We start from the raw sequence: 16344 nt of genomic DNA on the forward strand, positions 1-16344 counted from the left end.
CGTGGCGGCGGCGTCTCGTCATCCCAGAAGATGACGGACTTTCCCCAACATCGCTGCGGCCGTCCCGCCTGCCATGAGAACCTGGAGCCCCACCCTGCCTGCCGGCGCCAATGCGCATGCGCTGCTGGCGGCGCGCATGCCCGAGGTGGTACCAGCGCTGGGTGAGGCGGCCTTCGGCCCGCGGCTGCTGCAAGCCGTGGCGGCGACGCTGCCGGTCGCCTCCTTCTCCATCTACCGGACAGGGGCCAGGCCGGCCATCTTCATCAGCGGCAGCCTCGGGGTGCCCGACACCACGCGCGACTGCTGGCGCGCCTATCTGTCAGGTCCGGTGCAGCACGACCGCACCTTCCGCGATGGCGATGCCGCGCCGCTGCGCATGTGCCACATCACGGCCGGCGAGGTGCCGCCCGAGCATCGTGCCAAGGTCTACGACGCGCACGGCGTTCGCGAGCGGGTATCGGTGGTCGAGCGTGAAGCGTCGCCCGACGGCGCACTCTTCGCCGTCAATTTCTACCGGCATTCGGGCCAGCGGCCTCTCGCGGACGGCCAACTGGCCGATTTCGGCGAGGCAGGGGCGCTGTTGATGGCGCTGGTACGCAAGCATGTGGCGCTCGCATCGCCCCCGCCGGAATCCGCCGGTCAGCCGCAGCGTCTACTGGCCCGGTGTCCCGAGCTGACGCCCCGCGAACTGGACGTCTGCCTGCGACTGCTGCGGGGCATGACGCAGGAAGGCATCGCGGCCGATCTCGGTGTTGCGCTGCCCACGGTCAAGACCTACCGCAACCGGGCCTTCGCGCGGCTCGGCATCAATTTCAGGAGCGAGCTGTTCGCGTTGATGCTCGGGCCCGACGAGCGCGAGAGCGCCCGCATCTGAGCCATGGCGCGCCACTTGCGCGCGAAGAGCACTCTGCCGCAGCCGGTGCCGGGCCGGGCGCGATCAGGCCTTATCGGCGCTGGCTTCGTCCAGGCGCGCAATCTGCGCGACGTCGAGCTTCAGGTGCGCCGCGGCCACCAGCTCCCGCAGTTGCTCCAGCGATGTGGCACTCGCGATGGGTGCTGTGATCGACGGCCGCGCGATCTGCCACGCGAGCGCGACCTGACCGGGCTTGGCGCCCGTCTCGGCCGCAACCGCGTCCAGCGCCGCCAGGATGCGTCGTCCGCGGTCGTTGAGGTAGTTGGCCACGGCCCGCTCTCCGCGGGTGCTGCGGGAGGCATCGGCCGCGCTGCGGTACTTGCCGGTGAGGAAGCCCATCGCCAGTGCGAAGAAGTTGATCACTCCCAGCTGCTGCGCCTGGCACAGCGGCTCGAGCTCGGCCTCGTACACCTCGCGGTCGTACAGGTTGTACAGGGGCTGCAGACTCTCGTAGCGCGGAAGGCCCAGGCGCTCGGACACCGCCAGCGCTTCCGCCAGACGTGGCGCGGTGTGATTGGAGGCCCCGATGGCACGCACCTTGCCGGCCTGGATCAGCTCGGCGTACGCACCCAGTGTGTCCTCGAAGGGCGTGTCGGCATCGTCGTCGTGCGACTGATAGAGATCGATGCAGTCGCACTGCAGCCGGCGCAGCGAGGCTTCGACCGCTTCGCGGATATAGCGCGGCGACAGGCCCTTCTTGCCTTCGCCCATCGGCTTGCCGACCTTGGTGGCCAGCACGATGCGGTCGCGTTTGCCGCAGGCGCGCAGCCACTTGCCGATGATCGTCTCCGACTCGCCGCCGGTGTGCCCGGGCGCCCAGATGGAATAGACGTCGGCCGTGTCGATGAAGTTGAAGCCGGCGTCGACCCAGGCGTCGAGCAGGCGGAAGGAGGTGGCCTCGTCCACTGTCCAGCCGAAGACGTTGCCGCCGAAGGCGAGCGGGGAAACCTGGAGGCCGGAGCGGCCGAGGGGACGCAAGTTCATGGGTCTATGCCTGAAGCGTGGAAGAGGTGGATCCCGCGCGCCGGTCGATGGGGGCGGCCGCCGTGCCCTGGGCGCGAAGGAGCCGGATGTGGGCCGCAAAGCCGCGGCCCGGCGTGCTGGTGAGCGCGAAGGTGCCGCCCATACGCTCGATGTTCTTGGCCACGATCGACAGGCCGAGGCCAGCGCCCGCGGCGGACGTGCGTGCCGTGTCGCCGCGGAAGAAGGGCTTGGTCAGCTGCGCCAGCATCACCGGTGCCACGCCCGGGCCGTGGTCGCGCACCTTGATCAGGACGGCGGTGGGCTGTGTCTGGGCCTGGATGTCGATCTGCGTGACGTTCATGCCGGGCGTGCGGCCATAGCGGCGTGCGTTCTCCAGCAGGTTGGACAACACTCGCTTGAGCTCGACCTCATCCGCCATCACCATGGCTTCGTCGGGCACGTTGATCTGGATTTCGACATCGTCCTGGTCGCGCACCGGGAACACGCTGTCGTCCACCACGTCGCGCAGCCGCAGCGGTTGCAGCCGCACATGGTCGGGCCGCGCATAGTCGAGGAACTTGTCGATGATGCCGTCGAGCTGTGCTATGTCGGCCGCCATGTGGGCGCGGGCGTCCTCATCGGCCACGCTCATTTCCGTCTCCAGACGCAGGCGCGCGAGCGGCGTGCGCAGGTCGTGCGAGATGCCGGCCAGCATCACGGCCCGGTCCTGCTCGATCTTGGCGAGTTGGTCCGCCATGCGGTTGAAGCCGATATTGACGGCACGGATCTCGTTGGTGCGGGCATGCTCGTCCAGGCGGTGGGCCTCGTACTCGCCCTCGCGTACCTGCGTCGTGGCGCGCGACAACTGCTTGAGGGGACGGTTGATCAGCCGCGTGATCAGCGCCGATCCCGCCAGCGACATGAGGCCGGCGGTGATGAACCACGTGAACCATGTGCGTCCGCCGACGCGGGTGAAGCGCGCCGGGTCGAGCAGCAGCCAGTATTGGTCGCCGTCGATGCCGAAGCCGATCCACAGGCCGGCCTCGCCATTGACCTCGCTCGCGATGGTCGTGCCTTCGCCCAGGCGGCGGATCAACTCGTCACGCACGCGGCGGTCGAGTGCGCGGTCGGTGTAGCCCTCGTAGCGGTCGCGCGGTTCCCTCGGGACGATGCGCACACCTTCCTGGTCCGCCAAGGTCTTGATGAGCGAGACGCGGGTGATGGCGTCCGAGTACACCAGGGCGGCGCGCGTGAGGTTGACCAGCGAGGCGATCTGGTGCGCCGTCTGGACGGTGCGCGGCTCGTCTTCGAAGGCGCGAAAGGTCTGCAGCCAGCCGACGATGCAGCCCAGCAGCAGCAGCACAAGCAGGAAGAAGGTGCGCCAGAACAAGCTGAAGCCCACCCGGAAGCGAGCCTGAGCGCGGGCGCGCTCGGACATTTCGAGCGGGGAGGGCAGCGTTCCCTGGATGGAATCGTGCGAGGGAGGCGTTCGCCCCGAGGCGGGGTTCGCAGGGGCCGCGAGGGGCACGGTCAGGCGTTGCCGTCCGGCACGAACACGTAGCCCACACCCCACACCGTCTGGATGTAGCGCGGTGCGGCGGCGTCGGATTCGATGAGCTTGCGCAGGCGGGAGATCTGGACGTCGAGGCTTCGGTCGAACGGCTCGAATTCGCGGCCGCGGGCCAGCTGGGCCAGCTTCTCGCGCGAGAGCGGTTGGCGCGGGTGGCGCACCAGTGCCTTGAGCATCGCGAATTCGCCGGTGGTCAACGACAGCTCTTCGCCGTCCTTGCGCAGCGTGCGCGATCCCAGATCGAATTCGAACGGTCCGAAGGACACCATCTCGTTCTCGGAGGACGGCGCGCCCGGCGCTTCCTGCGGCGGCCGGCGGCGCAGCACTGCATGCACGCGGGCCAGCAGTTCACGGGGGTTGAAGGGCTTGCCCAGGTAATCGTCGGCACCCACTTCCAGGCCCACGATGCGATCCACATCCTCGCCCTTGGCCGTCAGCATGATGATGGGGGTGCGGTCGTTGGCTGCGCGCAAGCGTCGGCACACCGACAGTCCATCCTCACCCGGCATCATCAGATCCAGCACGATCAGATCGACCGTGTCGCGCAGCAGGATGCGATTGAGCGCCTTGCTGTCCTCGGCGACGATCACCTCGAAGCCCTCCTGGGTCAGGTAGCGTCGCAGCAGGTCGCGGATACGGGCGTCGTCATCGACGATCACGATCTTGTCGGTACGGGTCTGGTTTTGAGTCATAAGTACGACATTCCTCGGAGGCAGATTTGTAACAGAGCCGATTGTGTGGGTCGAGTTCACAGATTCTTCGGCGCGCCGCGACCCGCTGACACGACGTTACACAACTTGCGCGCGCTCGCGTGACAGCAAAATTCGCGCATTGAAGCAGTGGCAGAGTAGAGCCCATGAGCACGGCATGCTGCTTTTCGCGACCTCTCCGGGACTTTGGCCCCGGCCTGGTGATCGCTGCGGCCTGTGCAGGCGTTGTGCCAGTGAACGCGGCCGAGGGTCCGCGATGGCCAGCGCCGGCGACGCGTCAGGGTGCAATGCAACAGGAGGATCCGGGCAGCGATGTCGAGCTGCGTCAACTGTCGCCAGCCGAACGCGCCGAGCTTCGCCAGCAGCTTCGCAGCGAATGGAATGCGCGTCATGCCTCTGAGGCCGGCTCGCCCGATCCCGGCGCGACGCGAGCCGATGGCGCACCGCCGCGGCGTGGTTGGAACCTGCCCTTTCCCTGGCGTGAGCCTCGCCGCTGAGTGCGTGGCACGCCTTGTTTTCCCCCTTCCTGAATGAGGATCTGTTTGACCATTTCTCCCCCGCTATTTCGTACCGTTGCGCCTTTGGTGCTGGCCGCTTTGTCATTGCCCGCCTTGGCCCAGGAGGCGCCAGTCTGGTCCCCACCTCAGAACGTGGTGCAGCTCACGGCGTCGGGGTCGGTCGAGGTGCAACAGGACATGTTGACGATGACGCTGTCCACCACACGCGACGGCGCCTCGGCAGCAGCGGTCCAGAGTCAATTGAAGGCGGCTGTGGACGCCGCCCTGGCCGCGGCCCGGACGCAGGCCCAGGCAGGCGAACTGGATGTGCGCACCGGCAACTTCAGTCTTTCGCCGCGCTACAGCCGCGAAGGCAAGATCAACGGCTGGCAGGGGAGTGCCGAGGTGGTTCTCGAGGGGCGGGACTTTGCGCGCATCACGCAGGTTGCTGGCCGCATTGACAGCCTCAGCGTGGCCAATGTCGGCTTCAGTCTCAGCCGTGAGCAGACCCGCAAGGTCGAGGCCGAGGCACAGGCGCATGCCATCGAGAACTTCCGCCAGAGGGCCGCCTCACTGGCGCAGAACTTCGGCTTCGGCGGCTATTCGCTGCGGCAGGTGTCCGTCAACGGTCCGCAAGACTTCGTGCCCCGCCCGCGCATGATGGCCGCCGAGGCCATGGCTTTCAAGGCTGACGCCGCACCTGTGCCGGTCGAAGCCGGCAAGGCAACCGTGACCGTCACGGTGTCCGGGTCGGTCCAGTTGAAGTAATGACTCGCCGGGCCAGGGGCTCGCGGCCCCGCATGGCCTCGCTATTGCGCGGTCCAGCCGCCGTCCATTGCCCAGGCCACCCCTCGCACCTGGTCGGCTGCGGGTGAACACAGAAACACTGCGAGCCCGCCGAGTTGCTCGACCGTGGTGAACTGCAGCGACGGCTGCTTTTCCCCCAGCAGGTCTTTCTTGGCCTGCTCCACGCTGATGGCTTCGCGCGCGGCGCGGTCGTCGATCTGCTTTTGCACGAGCGGCGTCAACACCCACCCAGGACAGATGGCGTTACAGGTCACGCCCGTGGTCGCCGTCTCCAGCGCCACTGCCTTGGTCAGCCCGACGATGCCATGCTTGGCCGCCACATAGGCGGACTTCTGCGCCGAGGCCACGAGCCCATGCGCCGAGGCGATGTTGATGACGCGCCCCCAATTGGCTTCACGCATCGCAGGGATGGCCAGCCGGGTGGTGTGGAAGGCGCTGGTGAGATTGATGGCGATGATGGCGTCCCACTTTTCGGGCGGAAAGTCCTCGACCTTGGCCACGTGCTGAATGCCGGCGTTGTTGACGAGCACGTCTACACGACCGAACTTGCTCGCGGCAAAGGACATCATGTCCTCGATCTGCGCGGCCTTGCTCATGTCGGCGCCGTGGTACTCGGCTTTCACGCCGAGGGCACGGATCTCGGCCAGCGGGCCATCGGCATCGCCGAATCCATTGAGCACGAGGTTCGCACCTTGCTGCGCCAGGGTCTTGGCGATGCCGAGTCCGATGCCACTGGTCGAGCCTGTGACGAGCGCTGTTTTGCCTTGAAGCATGGTGGGCTGTTCTCCGCGATCAATTAGGATGGACGCGAGCATTATCCCCAGCGCCACGGAGACGTTTGCATGACAGAGCCCATCCTTGACTTCGTGGACTGCGCGGACGCGGGTGGTGGCCATCGCATGGCCTATTGGCAGTGGGGCGACCCGAGAGCGGAACATGTGGTGCTGTGCGTGCATGGCCTCACGCGCCAGGGGCGGGACTTCGACGCGCTGGCACAGGTGCTGCTGGCGAAGGCGTCGCGGCCGGTGCGCATCGTCTGCCCCGATGTGGTGGGACGCGGCCGCAGCGATTGGCTGCCCGAGCCATTGCACTACCAGTTTCCGCAGTACGTGGCAGACATGATGGCGCTGCTTGCGCAGTTGCATGCACGTGCACCTCTCACGCAGTTCGACCATGTGGGCACCAGCATGGGCGGCCTCATCGGCATCTTCCTTGCAGCCCAGCCGACGCTGGCGCCGGTCCCCGTACGACGTCTTGTGCTCAACGATGTGGGGCCTGCTGTTGAATTCGACGCCATTGCCCGCATCTCGAGCTACGTGGGACAGGCCGGTGTCTATGCCACTGTCGACGAGGCAGCGCAGATGCTGCTTGCGATCTCCGCGGGCTTCGGCCCCCACTCGCGCGAGCAGTGGCAGGCGTTGACGGTACCGATGCTGGTGCCGGCTCGTGAGCGCAGCGCCGATGGCCGGCAGCGGCTGGATATGGCCGCGGAGCGTGTCGACGTGGCATCTGGCCCCTACCGGTTGCATTACGACCCGGCCTTGTCGGTGGGCCTTCGTGCTTTGACGCGCGAGCAGGCCTTGCAGGGTGAAGCCGTGGTGTGGGCCGCCTACGATGCCGTGAAGGCGCCAACCCTGCTGCTGCGCGGTGCCGATTCCGATCTGCTGTCGCGCACCACGGCGCAGGCGATGACGCAGCGCGGGCCGAGGGCGTCGCTGGTCGAGTTTGCTGGTGTGGGCCATGCTCCGACGCTGGTCGATCCCGCACAGTCCTCGGTCGTGGCGTCCTTCCTGTTCGAGCGCTAGTGCCCATGAAGAATTTGCGAGTGAGAGTTGTCAGTGTCCGAGCCAGCCGTTGTTGAACATGCCTTGTCCGCCGCCACCGCCCAGGTGGCACCCGGGGTGGAGGACATGCTGGCCAGGGCCCGCGCATTCGCGGCGCCGCTGATCGAAGGCGAGACGCTCGATACGGGTGAGAACACGCTCGCCCATGCCGATGCAGTGGCTGCCATCGTGGCCTCGATGGGCGGCTCGGAGGCCATGCAGGCGGCCAGCTACCTTGTCTACGCATGCCCACACCTCAACCGCCCGCATGAGGTCATCGCCAAGGTATTCGGCGACAACTATGCGTCGCTTGCGCTGGAGACCACCAAGCTGGTCCAGGTCCAGAAGCAGACGCGCGGCGTGGTGCAGATGGCCGACGGCAGCGGCGCGCAGACCGAGACGGTGCGCAAGATGTTGCTCGCCTTCTCCCGTGATCTGCGAGTGGTGATGCTGCGCCTGGCGTCCCGTCTTCAGACCCTGCGCCATGCGGCGGCCGTCAAGCAGCCCGTGCCGGAAAGCATGGCGCGCGAATCATTGCAGGTGTTTGCGCCGCTGGCCAACCGGCTGGGCATCTGGCAGGTCAAATGGGAGATCGAGGACCTGTCCTTTCGCTTCCTGGAGCCGGACACCTACAAGCTCATCGCCCAGCTGCTCGACGAGAAGCGCGCCGAACGGGAGGTGTATGTCGAGCAGCTGCGTACCCGGCTCGAGCGCGATCTGGCCAGCCAGGGCATCGAGGCCAAGGTGCAAGGCCGGCCCAAGAACATCTACAGCATCGTCAAGAAGATGCGCGGCAAGTCGCTCGACTTTGGCCAGGTCTTCGACATCCTCGCCCTTCGAGTGATCGTGGGCGACGTGAAGGACTGCTATGCGGTACTGGCCTGGGTGCATTCGCATTTCCAGCCGATCGTGGAGGAGTTCGACGACTACATCGCTCGTCCCAAGCCCAATGGCTACCAATCGCTGCATACGGTGGTGCGCGACGTGGTCGGCGGCCGCCCGGACAAGCCGATCGAGATCCAGATCCGCACAGCGCAGATGCACGAGCATGCCGAACACGGCGTGGCTGCGCACTGGGCCTACAAGGAGGCAGGCCCGAAGGGCTACGCCGGCGTGTGGGCTGGGGGTGAGTACGACGCCAAGATTGCGGTGCTGCGCCAACTGCTGGCGTGGGAGCGCGATCTCTCGGGCGGCGAGCAAGGACGTGGACTCTTCGACGACCGCATCTACGTGCTGACGCCCGACGCAGCAATCGTCGAACTGCCGCAAGGCTCGACGCCGGTGGACTTCGCTTATACCGTGCACACCCAGCTGGGGCATCGGTGCCGTGGCGCAAGGGTGGACGGCGCCATGGTCCCGCTGAATACGCCTCTGCAGAATGGTCAGACCGTCGAGGTGATCGCCACCAAGGAAGGCGGCCCTTCTCGCGACTGGCTCAACACCGAACTAGGGTACCTGGCCAGCCATCGTGCACGGGCCAAGGTGCGCGCCTGGTTCAATGCCCAGGCTACCCACGAAACCGTGGCGCGAGGCCGGGAGGCGGTGGAGAAACTACTGCAGCGAGAAGGCAAGACGGCGCTTCGCCTGGAAGACCTGGCGTCGCAGCTCGGCTTCCGCAGCGCCGATCACCTGTTCGAAGTGGTGGGCAAGGATGAGTTCTCCCTGCGCAACATCGAGAACCTGTTGCGCCCGCAGGAGCCGCAGCCTCAGGTCGAAGAAGCGCCCTTGATCCGCAAGTCGCGTGCGACTGATGGCTCTGGCAAGGGTGGGGTGCTGGTGGTGGGCGTGTCATCGCTGATGACCCAGTTGGCCAAGTGCTGCCGACCTGCGCCGCCGGATGCCATCCGCGGCTTCGTGACGCGCGGCCACGGCGTCAGCGTTCACCGCGCGGACTGCAGCAACTTCCGGACGATGGCCACCAAGGATGCCGGTCGCGTGATCGAGGTGGAGTGGGGCGCCTCGCGTGCAGGCAGCGAGATCGTCTACGCGGTCGACGTGGCCGTGGAAGCGACTGATCGTCAGGGACTTCTGCGCGACATCTCGGATGTCTTTGCGCGCGAGAAGATGAATGTGATCGGCGTGCAGACGCAGTCCGTCCGGGGCACCGCATGGATGACCTTCACCATTGAAGTGGCCGATGCTGCGCGGCTCACTCATGTGCTGGGCATCGTCGCCTCGGTCCAGGGCGTGCGCTCGGCCCGACGTCGCTAGGGCCGGACGGTCCAGTGGTTGCCAAGATGAGGCCCGGTGTGGCCATGGCGTCGCGCCATCAGCGCGGTGCGTGACGGCTGCCCCGGACTTCTGTCCACCGCGGCGCCGCAGGCAAAAAAATAGCCCCTTGCGGGGCTATTTTTGGTGTGTGCCTGGTTGACACACTGCGTTTGGTAGGCGCGATTGGACTCGAACCAACGACCCCCACCATGTCAAGGTGGTGCTCTAACCAGCTGAGCTACGCGCCTGTGTTTGTTCGAGAGGGTAGAGTATAGCACGCAATTTTTGGCGCTGTGAAGCCCCTGTGCCATGCTGCCCGAATGCCAAAGAAAAGGTGGTTGGCGCGGCAGCGTCGAATCCTTCGCGCGCGGTAGGAGAAACAGCGCTCGACCAATCGCGCAAGACTTGCTTCCAAGCGCCACCATCCATCGCCCGCACGATTGATGCAATTTGTTGCGCTGTGTGATACCTTGCCGCGCACACAACACCACCCCGCTTCCGAGAGATCCTGATGAGCACGCCCCCTGTCCTGACCGATGACGTTGCTTCGCGCCGCCGGACCGCCATGCTCCTCCATCAGGCGCCACTCGAGTTTGCGCGGGCCGTGTATGGCATCAACGACCGGGCGAGTGGACGGGTCGGGACCATGGCGGCACAGGATGTCGCACGGGCGGAAGGGATGGGGGTGCTCGTTACACGGGAACGTGTCCAGCAGCGAGCGCGGTCGTATCTCCCGATGGAGGGGCGGGAGCATTGCCCCCGGTGCTGGGTATTTGCCAGCACCCGTACGCTGCTGTCTTTCCATCGTGCCGAAGAAGGTCACGAAACCGCTCGCTGCGCGAGCTGCGGTGCCGAGTACCCGAACGCCTGAGCGGCAGACCGGGCAGGGTAAACCTTGCGGGGCACTTCGGATGCCCTCCCTAGAATGGGTCGCTCGTTGATCGCGAGGTGTGTGGTTTGAAGGAATCTCCAGTGCAGGGCAAGAAGACAGCGGCCAAGCCGTCGTCTGAGCGGGTGATCAAGAAGTATCCCAATCGCCGTCTCTACGACACTGACTCTTCCGCCTACATCACGCTGGCGGACGTCAAACAGCTGGTGATGGACCAGGCGACGTTTGTGGTCCGCGATGCAAAGACGGGCGAGGACATCACCCGCAGCATCCTGTTGCAGATCATTCTTGAAGAAGAAGCCGGTGGCGCGCCGATGTTCACCGAGCAGGTGCTGGCCAGCATCATCCGCTTCTACGGACACGCCATGCAGGGTTTCATGGCGCCCTACCTCGAGAAGAACATCCAGGCCATGGCGGAGGTGCAGGCTCAGATGGCGGACAAGGCGCAGGGCTTCACACCGGAGATGTGGGCGCGCTTCATGACCATGCAGTCCCCCATGCTGCAAGGGTTGATGGGCAGCTACGCCGAGCAGTCCAAATCCGCGTTCCAACAAATGCAGGAGCAGATGCAGAAGAACGCCGACCAGGTGCTGGGCGCGTTTGGACTGAAGCGGCCCTGAGCGGTGCCGGGGGGCATGTGGCGAGTCAATCGCTGTTGTCTGACGCGGCGTGCGACGGCGCCGAGTTAACTTCGGCGGCATCCAAAAGCATCCCCGGGCAACCCGTGACGCGTCCAACTCCTTCTCGCCAGGCGCTCCGCCGCATTCTCATTTCTGGTGCCGTGGCATTCGCCGTCGTGGGGCTGGTGGGTTGCGCGACGACCAAGCCCAGCATCGACCGGATGGAGACCGTGGACCTGCGTCGCTTCATGGGCGATTGGTATGTCATTGGCAACATCCCGACCTTGCCCGAACGGGATGCGTACAACGCGGTGGAGTCCTATTCGCTTGATGGCGACGGCCGCATCCGTACACGCTTCCGCTACCGGGAAGGGGCGTTCGATGGCCCGTTGCGTACCATGAATCCCATCGGGACCGTCGTACCGGGTTCAGGCAATGCCGTGTGGGGAATGCAGTTCATCTGGCCTATCAAGGCCGAGTATGTGATCGTCGATGTCGACCCGGCCTATTCGCTGACCATCATCGGGCGCAGCGCACGGGACTATGCCTGGATCATGGCCAGAGATCCTTCGATTCCAGACCAGCGCTACGACGCTGCTGTCGCCCGTTTGCAGGCGCTGGGCTATGACGTTTCGAAGCTCCGTCGCGTGCCCCAGCGGTGGCCGGAGCGCTGAAGGTTCGACTCCTTTGGAACGATGGGGCCCAAAGGCCGACAATCGCTGCCTCTGCGAAAGTGCTCCCGATGAATGAAATTCAGTGGTTTGTCCGCATCTGCGAGATCGACGGTCTTGAAGCCGGCCTGCGTGAGCTCAACGCGCGTGTGCCGCACCGGTACACCGGCGTATATCGATTCGAGGGCAACCTGATGCGCAATCTCGCGCTCGTCGACAAAGCGGGCGAAGCGCGTCCCGAGCATCTGGCGGCAGTGCCTTTCCAGGACAGCTTCTGCCAGTATGTTCTGCGTGAAGGTGAGTTCCGCAGTGGCGACACCGCGACGGACCATCGCCTGGATGGGCACGTCTACCAAGGCGTGCTGCTCAGCTATCACGGCGTGCCCGTTCTCGACGACAGCGGCCAGTTGTTCGGCTCACTGTGCCATTTCGACCCAGCCAGCAAAGAACTCAACGACACGGAGTTCGCCACCATGCAGCGCGTCGCGCGGGTGATACCCGCCTTCCTGCGCTCGCGCTCGGCGGGCGTGCCGGTGCCCGCGGCCTGAATCAGCGCTGAAACGGCGGCGCGCCGCGCAGGCGCCGCCACATCAGCAAGGGCAGGCGGAGGACGAATTCGATCATCAGCCGCGTGTGCATCCACGTCAGCAGCACGTTGTCGCGGCCGTACCGGAAGTGGGAGACGCCGCCCTCGTCGGCGCTCAGATACTTCACCGGCGCATCCACATTGATCGGTTTGACGCCACGCCAGGCCAGGCGCACGACCGCCTCCGTGTCGAAATCGAAACGCCGCATCCAGGGTTGGCGTTCCATGATCACGAGCAGATCCGCGATGGGGTAGACCCGGAAGCCGTAGAGAGAGTCCCCGATGCCGGCGAACAGCGTCTCGAGCTGTGTCCAGCCATTCGAGATGCGTCTGCCGCGCACGCGCAAAAGCGGGGCGCTGGCGTCGAACACAGGCTTTCCCAGCACCATCGTCTCAGGTCGCCGGATCGATGAGTCCATGAAGGTGGGGATCAGCGAGGCCGGATGCTGACCGTCCGAATCCATGGTGAGCGCATGCGTGAATCCTTCCGCAGCTGCGGTGCGCAGCCCCTGCATCACGGCTGCGCCCTTGCCTTCGTTCTTCGGGAGCACCCAGACGCGCAAGCCGGTGTCCTGAGAGGCCATCTGCTTCAACACCTCTGCCGTGCCGTCGGTGCTGCCATCCACGACCACCCACACCGGGTTCCACTGGGCCCGAGCCTCGCGCACCGTGTCGAAGACTTTGGGGCCTGTGTTGTAGCTGGGAATCAGGACAAGGTGGGTGCGCGAGGACTCTGGCATTCGGCAGCAGCCGCCTCGGGGGTGGCCCCGGGCGTCAGGTGTTGTTGGAAGTATTGTTCGAGCCGTGCCGTCAAGGCATTGCTGTCCGCCATCGGTGAGAAGCGCTCGCCGAGCCGAAGATTGAACACGATGGGCAGTGGTGGCACGCGCCAGATGGGCCAACCCTTGCCGAGGTACGGGGAATCGGTGTCGATGAATACGGTCTGGATCGGGGCGTCGGCCAACCGCGCGATCAGCGTGACGCCCGGCCGGAAGGCATTGAGTCTTCCGCCCGTGGTGCGCGTGCCCTCAGGGAAGACGACCAGTTGACCTCCCGCCCGCAGGTCGTCGACCGCTAGCCGAACCATCGCACGAGCGGAATCATTCCGGATGTAGCGCGCCAGGCGCGCACCGGCGCCGAGGAATACGTTCTTCATCAGCGCCGCCTTCATGATGCACGCACTGCGCGGGAGGTGGGCCACCAGCAGCAGTGCGTCGAGCATCGTCGGGTGGTTGGCAATGATCACCAAGCCCCGTTCGTCGCGCAGTGCCGAGAGGCAGCGGGCGTCGATGCGCATCAGCCCGCATGCGCAGGCCACGGTCCAGAACAGACGGTAGCCATAGGCGATGGCTGCCCGACCCACCGCCCGGCCAGAACGCGCAGGCAGCAGCGGATACAACAGCATGGCCATCAGATTCCATGCGAGCGACATGAGACCCAACCCCAACAGCATCAGATAGAGCGGCGGCGCGAGCAACAACGCCTTGGCGAAGCGCAGGACCACTCTCATGACGGACAGTGGCAGGGTAGGGCGATCGGGCGGAAAGGGTCAGCGCTTGGTGTCATCCGGATGCGGGAGCTGCCCAGGCTGGGCGCCCGCGCCGGCCTCGAGGGGCAGCGTAGGAGGGGCGCAGCGATCGGCGATGCTCATGTGGGTTTCGATTTCTAGCAGCAGATCGCGACGACAGATGTCGGCATGCAGGAACACTGCGCGACGGACGAAGTGGCTGTCCGGACCGATGGCAACAGCGAGCCGATCGTGCAGTTCGGTCGCGTCGGCAGGGTGGCGAACGTACACCACGGCATCGCAATCGGCCAGAGCGAATCCACCGCCGCCATGCCGGTTGGCTTCGGCCATCACGGCGTCAAGATTGCGCAGCGTCTCCGCAAGTTGGGCGTGCAGGTCGTCCACATGGACAGTGGCGTGCCCAACGATGCTGGCGGTGCCCGAGACGAACAGCTGCTTCGTTCCCCCCGGCTGGTGCACCACGGCCGCGCGCGAAAAGGTGGGTGCGCGCGGACCGTAGTCGGCGGGGTAGCGCCAGGCGGGCGTTTGGCGTGGGTTCTCGATCGGCTGGGGTGGAAGCTTGCCGGCCAGGAAGCGCAGCACCAGTCCGCCGCGGTGCAGGCCCAGCGCACAGGCTGCGGGCGATCCTTCGAATGCAGGCTGCCTGGCATCCAGAAAAGCCTGCTGGCGGCCAGCGTTGAACTGACGGTAACGCTCCAGCCCGCCCCCATCGTCGTTGATGCGCGGAAGGTAGTTCCAGAGTCGATGCAGGTGCACAAAGCCCGTCTGGGCCAGACAGGCGAACAGATCGGCATAGGCGCGTCGGGCAAGCGCTTCGAGTCCGCTGCTGTCTTCGGCCAGATCGATGGTGCCGAACAGGTGCTGGCCATCATGACGCCAGCGGACGCAACCCGCGCGTCCGGACTCCACCGAGCCGGCTGCCAGCCACACGTCGGCAGACACCTGCCGGTGCAGCAACACCGCCGCTGGCACTGTGGCGAATCCCTTGGGCAGGGCGTCTGGTTCGTCGACGAGGCCGTAGACCAATCCCCCCAGCACGCGGCCGGGCTCAACGGCGGCCGCATCGCTGAGAGGCCAACGTTGAAAGCCCGGCGCTGGGGATGGTCCGAGTTCCGTGTCGGCGCCGAGGCTCCCCCGGGCGCCGGGGAGGGCGTCAGCAATGGGCAACGAAGCAGTGCTCATCGGCGCTCGAGTACGTTCTCACCCGCCAGCGGGCCCAGGTCGCGGATGTTGCGACGGCGTCGCTGCCAGGCATGCCATGTGCGTCGCGGGTGGGCAGCGGAGACGGCGTAGTACATGGTCTTGAGGATGCGCAGCGACCGCCAGATGGGCGTGCCTTTGTGGATGTCGCCCGCCAGCAGCGACATCAGTGCTTCCTTCACCCGGAAGGGGTTCTGCGGATACATGAAGAACTCCCGCATCGTCGGGTTGGTGACGCGGAAGATGAACCAGGAGAACTCCTTCGGGCCCTTGCGCATGTAGCGCTCGAAGGCCCGCCGCGCGGCAGGGGCGCGCTCCGGCTGGTCCAACGCGGTGGCCACGAGCCCGGCACCTTCGAAGGCGCTGTGCATCGCCAGATACACGCCTGACGAAAAGACCGGATCGATGAAGGTGAAAGCATCCCCCAGCATCAGGTAGCGCTCGCCGGTGCAATGGGTGCCGCTGTAGGAGTAGTTTCCGGTCGCGTAGACCGCGTCGTCGACCAGCTCTGCGTCCTTGAGCCGCTCGGAAAGCTCCGGGCTCATGGCGATGGTGTCGGCGAAGAACTCCTTGAGCGGCTTGTCCCTCGACTTGAGGTAGTAGGGCCAGCATACGGCCCCGACGCTGACGGTGCCGTCGGCCAGCGGGATGTACCAGAACCATCCGTGCTTGAACCAGAAGATGGTGATGTAGCCCTCGTACATGCCCTCGGCCCGCCAGGCATTGCGGAAGTGGCCGAACAGGGCCGAGCTGTTGTGGCGCGGGTTCTTGAGCTTGGACTTCAAGCGGTTGGCCATGAAGGTGTCGCGGCCGGATGCGTCGATCACGAAGCGAGCGCGCCATTGGCGCGAGCTGCCGTCGTCCAGCGTGGCCTGGACAGTGGCCCCCTGGTCGTCGAAGGCGACCTCCCGCACGCGGCATCCCTCCAGCGTCGTCGCGCCTTCCTTCGCTGCATGGCGGAACAGAATTTCGTCCAGGTCGGACCGGCGAACCTGCCAGGCGTGGGTGAGCTTCTTGTCCCATCCCTCGCCAAAACCGAGGCGGACGCTGCGCCCGTGCTCCTGCGAGACGAACTCCGCGCCCCACTTGGCCATGCCGACGCGCTCGACCTCTTCGCGCACGCCGAGTCGGTCGAACAGTTCCGCGTTGGCGGGCAGCAGCGATTCGCCGATGTGGAAGCGCGGGTGGTGCGCCTTCTCGGCCATCACCACCCGCCGGCCCTGGCGCGCCAGCAGCGCGGCGGCCGTGGCCCCGGCCGGGCCGCCGCCGATCACGAAGACGTCGCAGCTGTCCGAGTCTGCGGTCGCCATGCCGGCGCTGGAGGATTCGGTGCTCATGGAACGGTCGGTGTGTCGT

The 16344-nt window shown here is 65.9% G+C and carries 15 protein-coding genes and 1 tRNA gene; 7 read left to right on the plus strand and 9 right to left on the minus strand.

Features of this window, described 5'->3' with window-relative positions:
- The first annotated feature begins 73 nt into the window (after positions 1–73).
- Entirely contained in the window at positions 74–874 is an 801-nt protein-coding gene (locus tag BXA03_RS17430) for a helix-turn-helix transcriptional regulator (protein ID WP_200803395.1), read from the plus strand.
- 63 nt (positions 875–937) lie between these two features.
- Here the strand turns inward: BXA03_RS17430 and BXA03_RS17435 are convergent, their stop codons facing one another.
- The 3 genes from BXA03_RS17435 to ompR form a co-directional block, all read right to left on the minus strand.
- Positions 938–1897, minus strand: a complete 960-nt coding sequence (locus BXA03_RS17435) for an aldo/keto reductase (RefSeq protein WP_076510151.1) — start codon at positions 1895–1897, stop codon at positions 938–940.
- A gap of 4 nt (positions 1898–1901) precedes the next feature.
- On the minus strand, positions 1902–3314 hold the full coding sequence (locus BXA03_RS17440) for a sensor histidine kinase (protein WP_083716152.1): 1413 nt from the start codon (positions 3312–3314) through the stop codon (positions 1902–1904).
- A gap of 92 nt (positions 3315–3406) precedes the next feature.
- Positions 3407–4138, minus strand: a complete 732-nt coding sequence (ompR, locus tag BXA03_RS17445) for an osmolarity response regulator transcription factor OmpR (protein ID WP_017759953.1) — start codon at positions 4136–4138, stop codon at positions 3407–3409.
- Positions 4139–4704: 566 nt separating this feature from the next.
- Here ompR and BXA03_RS17450 point away from each other — a divergent pair.
- Entirely contained in the window at positions 4705–5421 is a 717-nt protein-coding gene (locus tag BXA03_RS17450) for an SIMPL domain-containing protein (protein WP_369822447.1), read from the plus strand.
- Between the two features lie 41 nt (positions 5422–5462).
- Here BXA03_RS17450 and BXA03_RS17455 read toward each other — a convergent pair whose 3' ends face one another.
- Positions 5463–6233: a 3-hydroxybutyrate dehydrogenase gene (locus tag BXA03_RS17455; RefSeq protein WP_076510154.1), complete on the minus strand. Its 771-nt coding sequence runs from the start codon at positions 6231–6233 to the stop codon at positions 5463–5465.
- Positions 6234–6302: 69 nt separating this feature from the next.
- On the opposite strand from BXA03_RS17455, the gene BXA03_RS17460 reads away from it, so the two are divergent.
- A complete protein-coding gene (locus BXA03_RS17460; protein WP_076510156.1) occupies positions 6303–7265 on the plus strand; it encodes an alpha/beta fold hydrolase in 963 nt (320 codons plus the stop codon).
- 63 nt (positions 7266–7328) lie between these two features.
- Positions 7329–9494 (plus strand): RelA/SpoT family protein, encoded by a 2166-nt coding sequence (locus BXA03_RS17465; protein WP_369822441.1) that lies wholly within the window; start codon positions 7329–7331, stop codon positions 9492–9494.
- 171 nt (positions 9495–9665) lie between these two features.
- On the opposite strand, the gene BXA03_RS17470 is transcribed toward BXA03_RS17465, so the two are convergent.
- Positions 9666–9742, minus strand: a tRNA-Val gene (locus tag BXA03_RS17470).
- Between the two features lie 724 nt (positions 9743–10466).
- On the opposite strand from BXA03_RS17470, the gene phaR reads away from it, so the two are divergent.
- The 3 genes from phaR to BXA03_RS17490 all read left to right on the plus strand — a co-directional run bounded on the left by phaR (position 10467) and on the right by BXA03_RS17490 (position 12222).
- On the plus strand, positions 10467–11003 hold the full coding sequence (phaR, locus tag BXA03_RS17480) for a polyhydroxyalkanoate synthesis repressor PhaR (protein ID WP_200803396.1): 537 nt from the start codon (positions 10467–10469) through the stop codon (positions 11001–11003).
- A gap of 161 nt (positions 11004–11164) precedes the next feature.
- Positions 11165–11677: a lipocalin family protein gene (locus BXA03_RS17485; RefSeq protein WP_369822442.1), complete on the plus strand. Its 513-nt coding sequence runs from the start codon at positions 11165–11167 to the stop codon at positions 11675–11677.
- A 68-nt stretch (positions 11678–11745) separates the two neighbouring features.
- A complete protein-coding gene (locus BXA03_RS17490) occupies positions 11746–12222 on the plus strand; it encodes a GAF domain-containing protein (RefSeq protein WP_076510163.1) in 477 nt (158 codons plus the stop codon).
- Between the two features lies 1 nt (position 12223).
- On the opposite strand, the gene BXA03_RS17495 is transcribed toward BXA03_RS17490, so the two are convergent.
- Genes BXA03_RS17495 through BXA03_RS17510 form a run of 4 tightly spaced genes read right to left on the minus strand, consistent with a single transcriptional unit; the run spans position 12224 to position 16325 of the window.
- Complete coding sequence (locus BXA03_RS17495) at positions 12224–13000, minus strand: glycosyltransferase family 2 protein (protein ID WP_076510164.1); 777 nt, start codon at positions 12998–13000, stop codon at positions 12224–12226.
- Entirely contained in the window at positions 12967–13770 is an 804-nt protein-coding gene (locus tag BXA03_RS17500) for a lysophospholipid acyltransferase family protein (RefSeq protein WP_076510166.1), read from the minus strand. The genes BXA03_RS17495 and BXA03_RS17500 overlap by 34 nt, the downstream gene beginning before the upstream one ends.
- A gap of 39 nt (positions 13771–13809) precedes the next feature.
- Positions 13810–14970 carry a chorismate transformation FkbO/Hyg5 family protein gene (locus tag BXA03_RS17505; protein ID WP_143476351.1) on the minus strand — a complete coding sequence of 387 codons (1161 nt, stop codon included), beginning with the start codon at positions 14968–14970 and terminating at the stop codon, positions 13810–13812.
- Positions 14967–16325 carry an NAD(P)/FAD-dependent oxidoreductase gene (locus BXA03_RS17510; RefSeq protein WP_076510169.1) on the minus strand — a complete coding sequence of 453 codons (1359 nt, stop codon included), beginning with the start codon at positions 16323–16325 and terminating at the stop codon, positions 14967–14969. The genes BXA03_RS17505 and BXA03_RS17510 overlap by 4 nt, the downstream gene beginning before the upstream one ends.
- Positions 16326–16344: the final 19 nt, after the last annotated feature.

Source organism: Pseudacidovorax sp. RU35E (assembly GCF_900156165.1).
Classification (GTDB): Bacteria; Pseudomonadota; Gammaproteobacteria; order Burkholderiales; family Burkholderiaceae_C; genus Xenophilus.

Excerpts from the sequence above, each read along its gene's own strand:
- ompR (WP_017759953.1), bottom strand. The coding sequence starts at position 4,138 with ATGACTCAAAACCAGACCCGTACCGACAAGATCGTGATCGTCGATGAC.
- BXA03_RS17495 (WP_076510164.1), bottom strand. The coding sequence starts at position 13,000 with ATGCCAGAGTCCTCGCGCACCCACCTTGTCCTGATTCCCAGCTACAAC.
- BXA03_RS17505 (WP_143476351.1), bottom strand. The coding sequence starts at position 14,970 with ATGAGCACTGCTTCGTTGCCCATTGCTGACGCCCTCCCCGGCGCCCGG.
- BXA03_RS17430 (WP_200803395.1), top strand. The coding sequence starts at position 74 with ATGAGAACCTGGAGCCCCACCCTGCCTGCCGGCGCCAATGCGCATGCG.
- BXA03_RS17460 (WP_076510156.1), top strand. The coding sequence starts at position 6,303 with ATGACAGAGCCCATCCTTGACTTCGTGGACTGCGCGGACGCGGGTGGT.
- BXA03_RS17440 (WP_083716152.1), bottom strand. The coding sequence starts at position 3,314 with ATGTCCGAGCGCGCCCGCGCTCAGGCTCGCTTCCGGGTGGGCTTCAGC.
- BXA03_RS17455 (WP_076510154.1), bottom strand. The coding sequence starts at position 6,233 with ATGCTTCAAGGCAAAACAGCGCTCGTCACAGGCTCGACCAGTGGCATC.
- BXA03_RS17510 (WP_076510169.1), bottom strand. The coding sequence starts at position 16,325 with ATGAGCACCGAATCCTCCAGCGCCGGCATGGCGACCGCAGACTCGGAC.
- BXA03_RS17490 (WP_076510163.1), top strand. The coding sequence starts at position 11,746 with ATGAATGAAATTCAGTGGTTTGTCCGCATCTGCGAGATCGACGGTCTT.
- BXA03_RS17435 (WP_076510151.1), bottom strand. The coding sequence starts at position 1,897 with ATGAACTTGCGTCCCCTCGGCCGCTCCGGCCTCCAGGTTTCCCCGCTC.
- BXA03_RS17500 (WP_076510166.1), bottom strand. The coding sequence starts at position 13,770 with ATGAGAGTGGTCCTGCGCTTCGCCAAGGCGTTGTTGCTCGCGCCGCCG.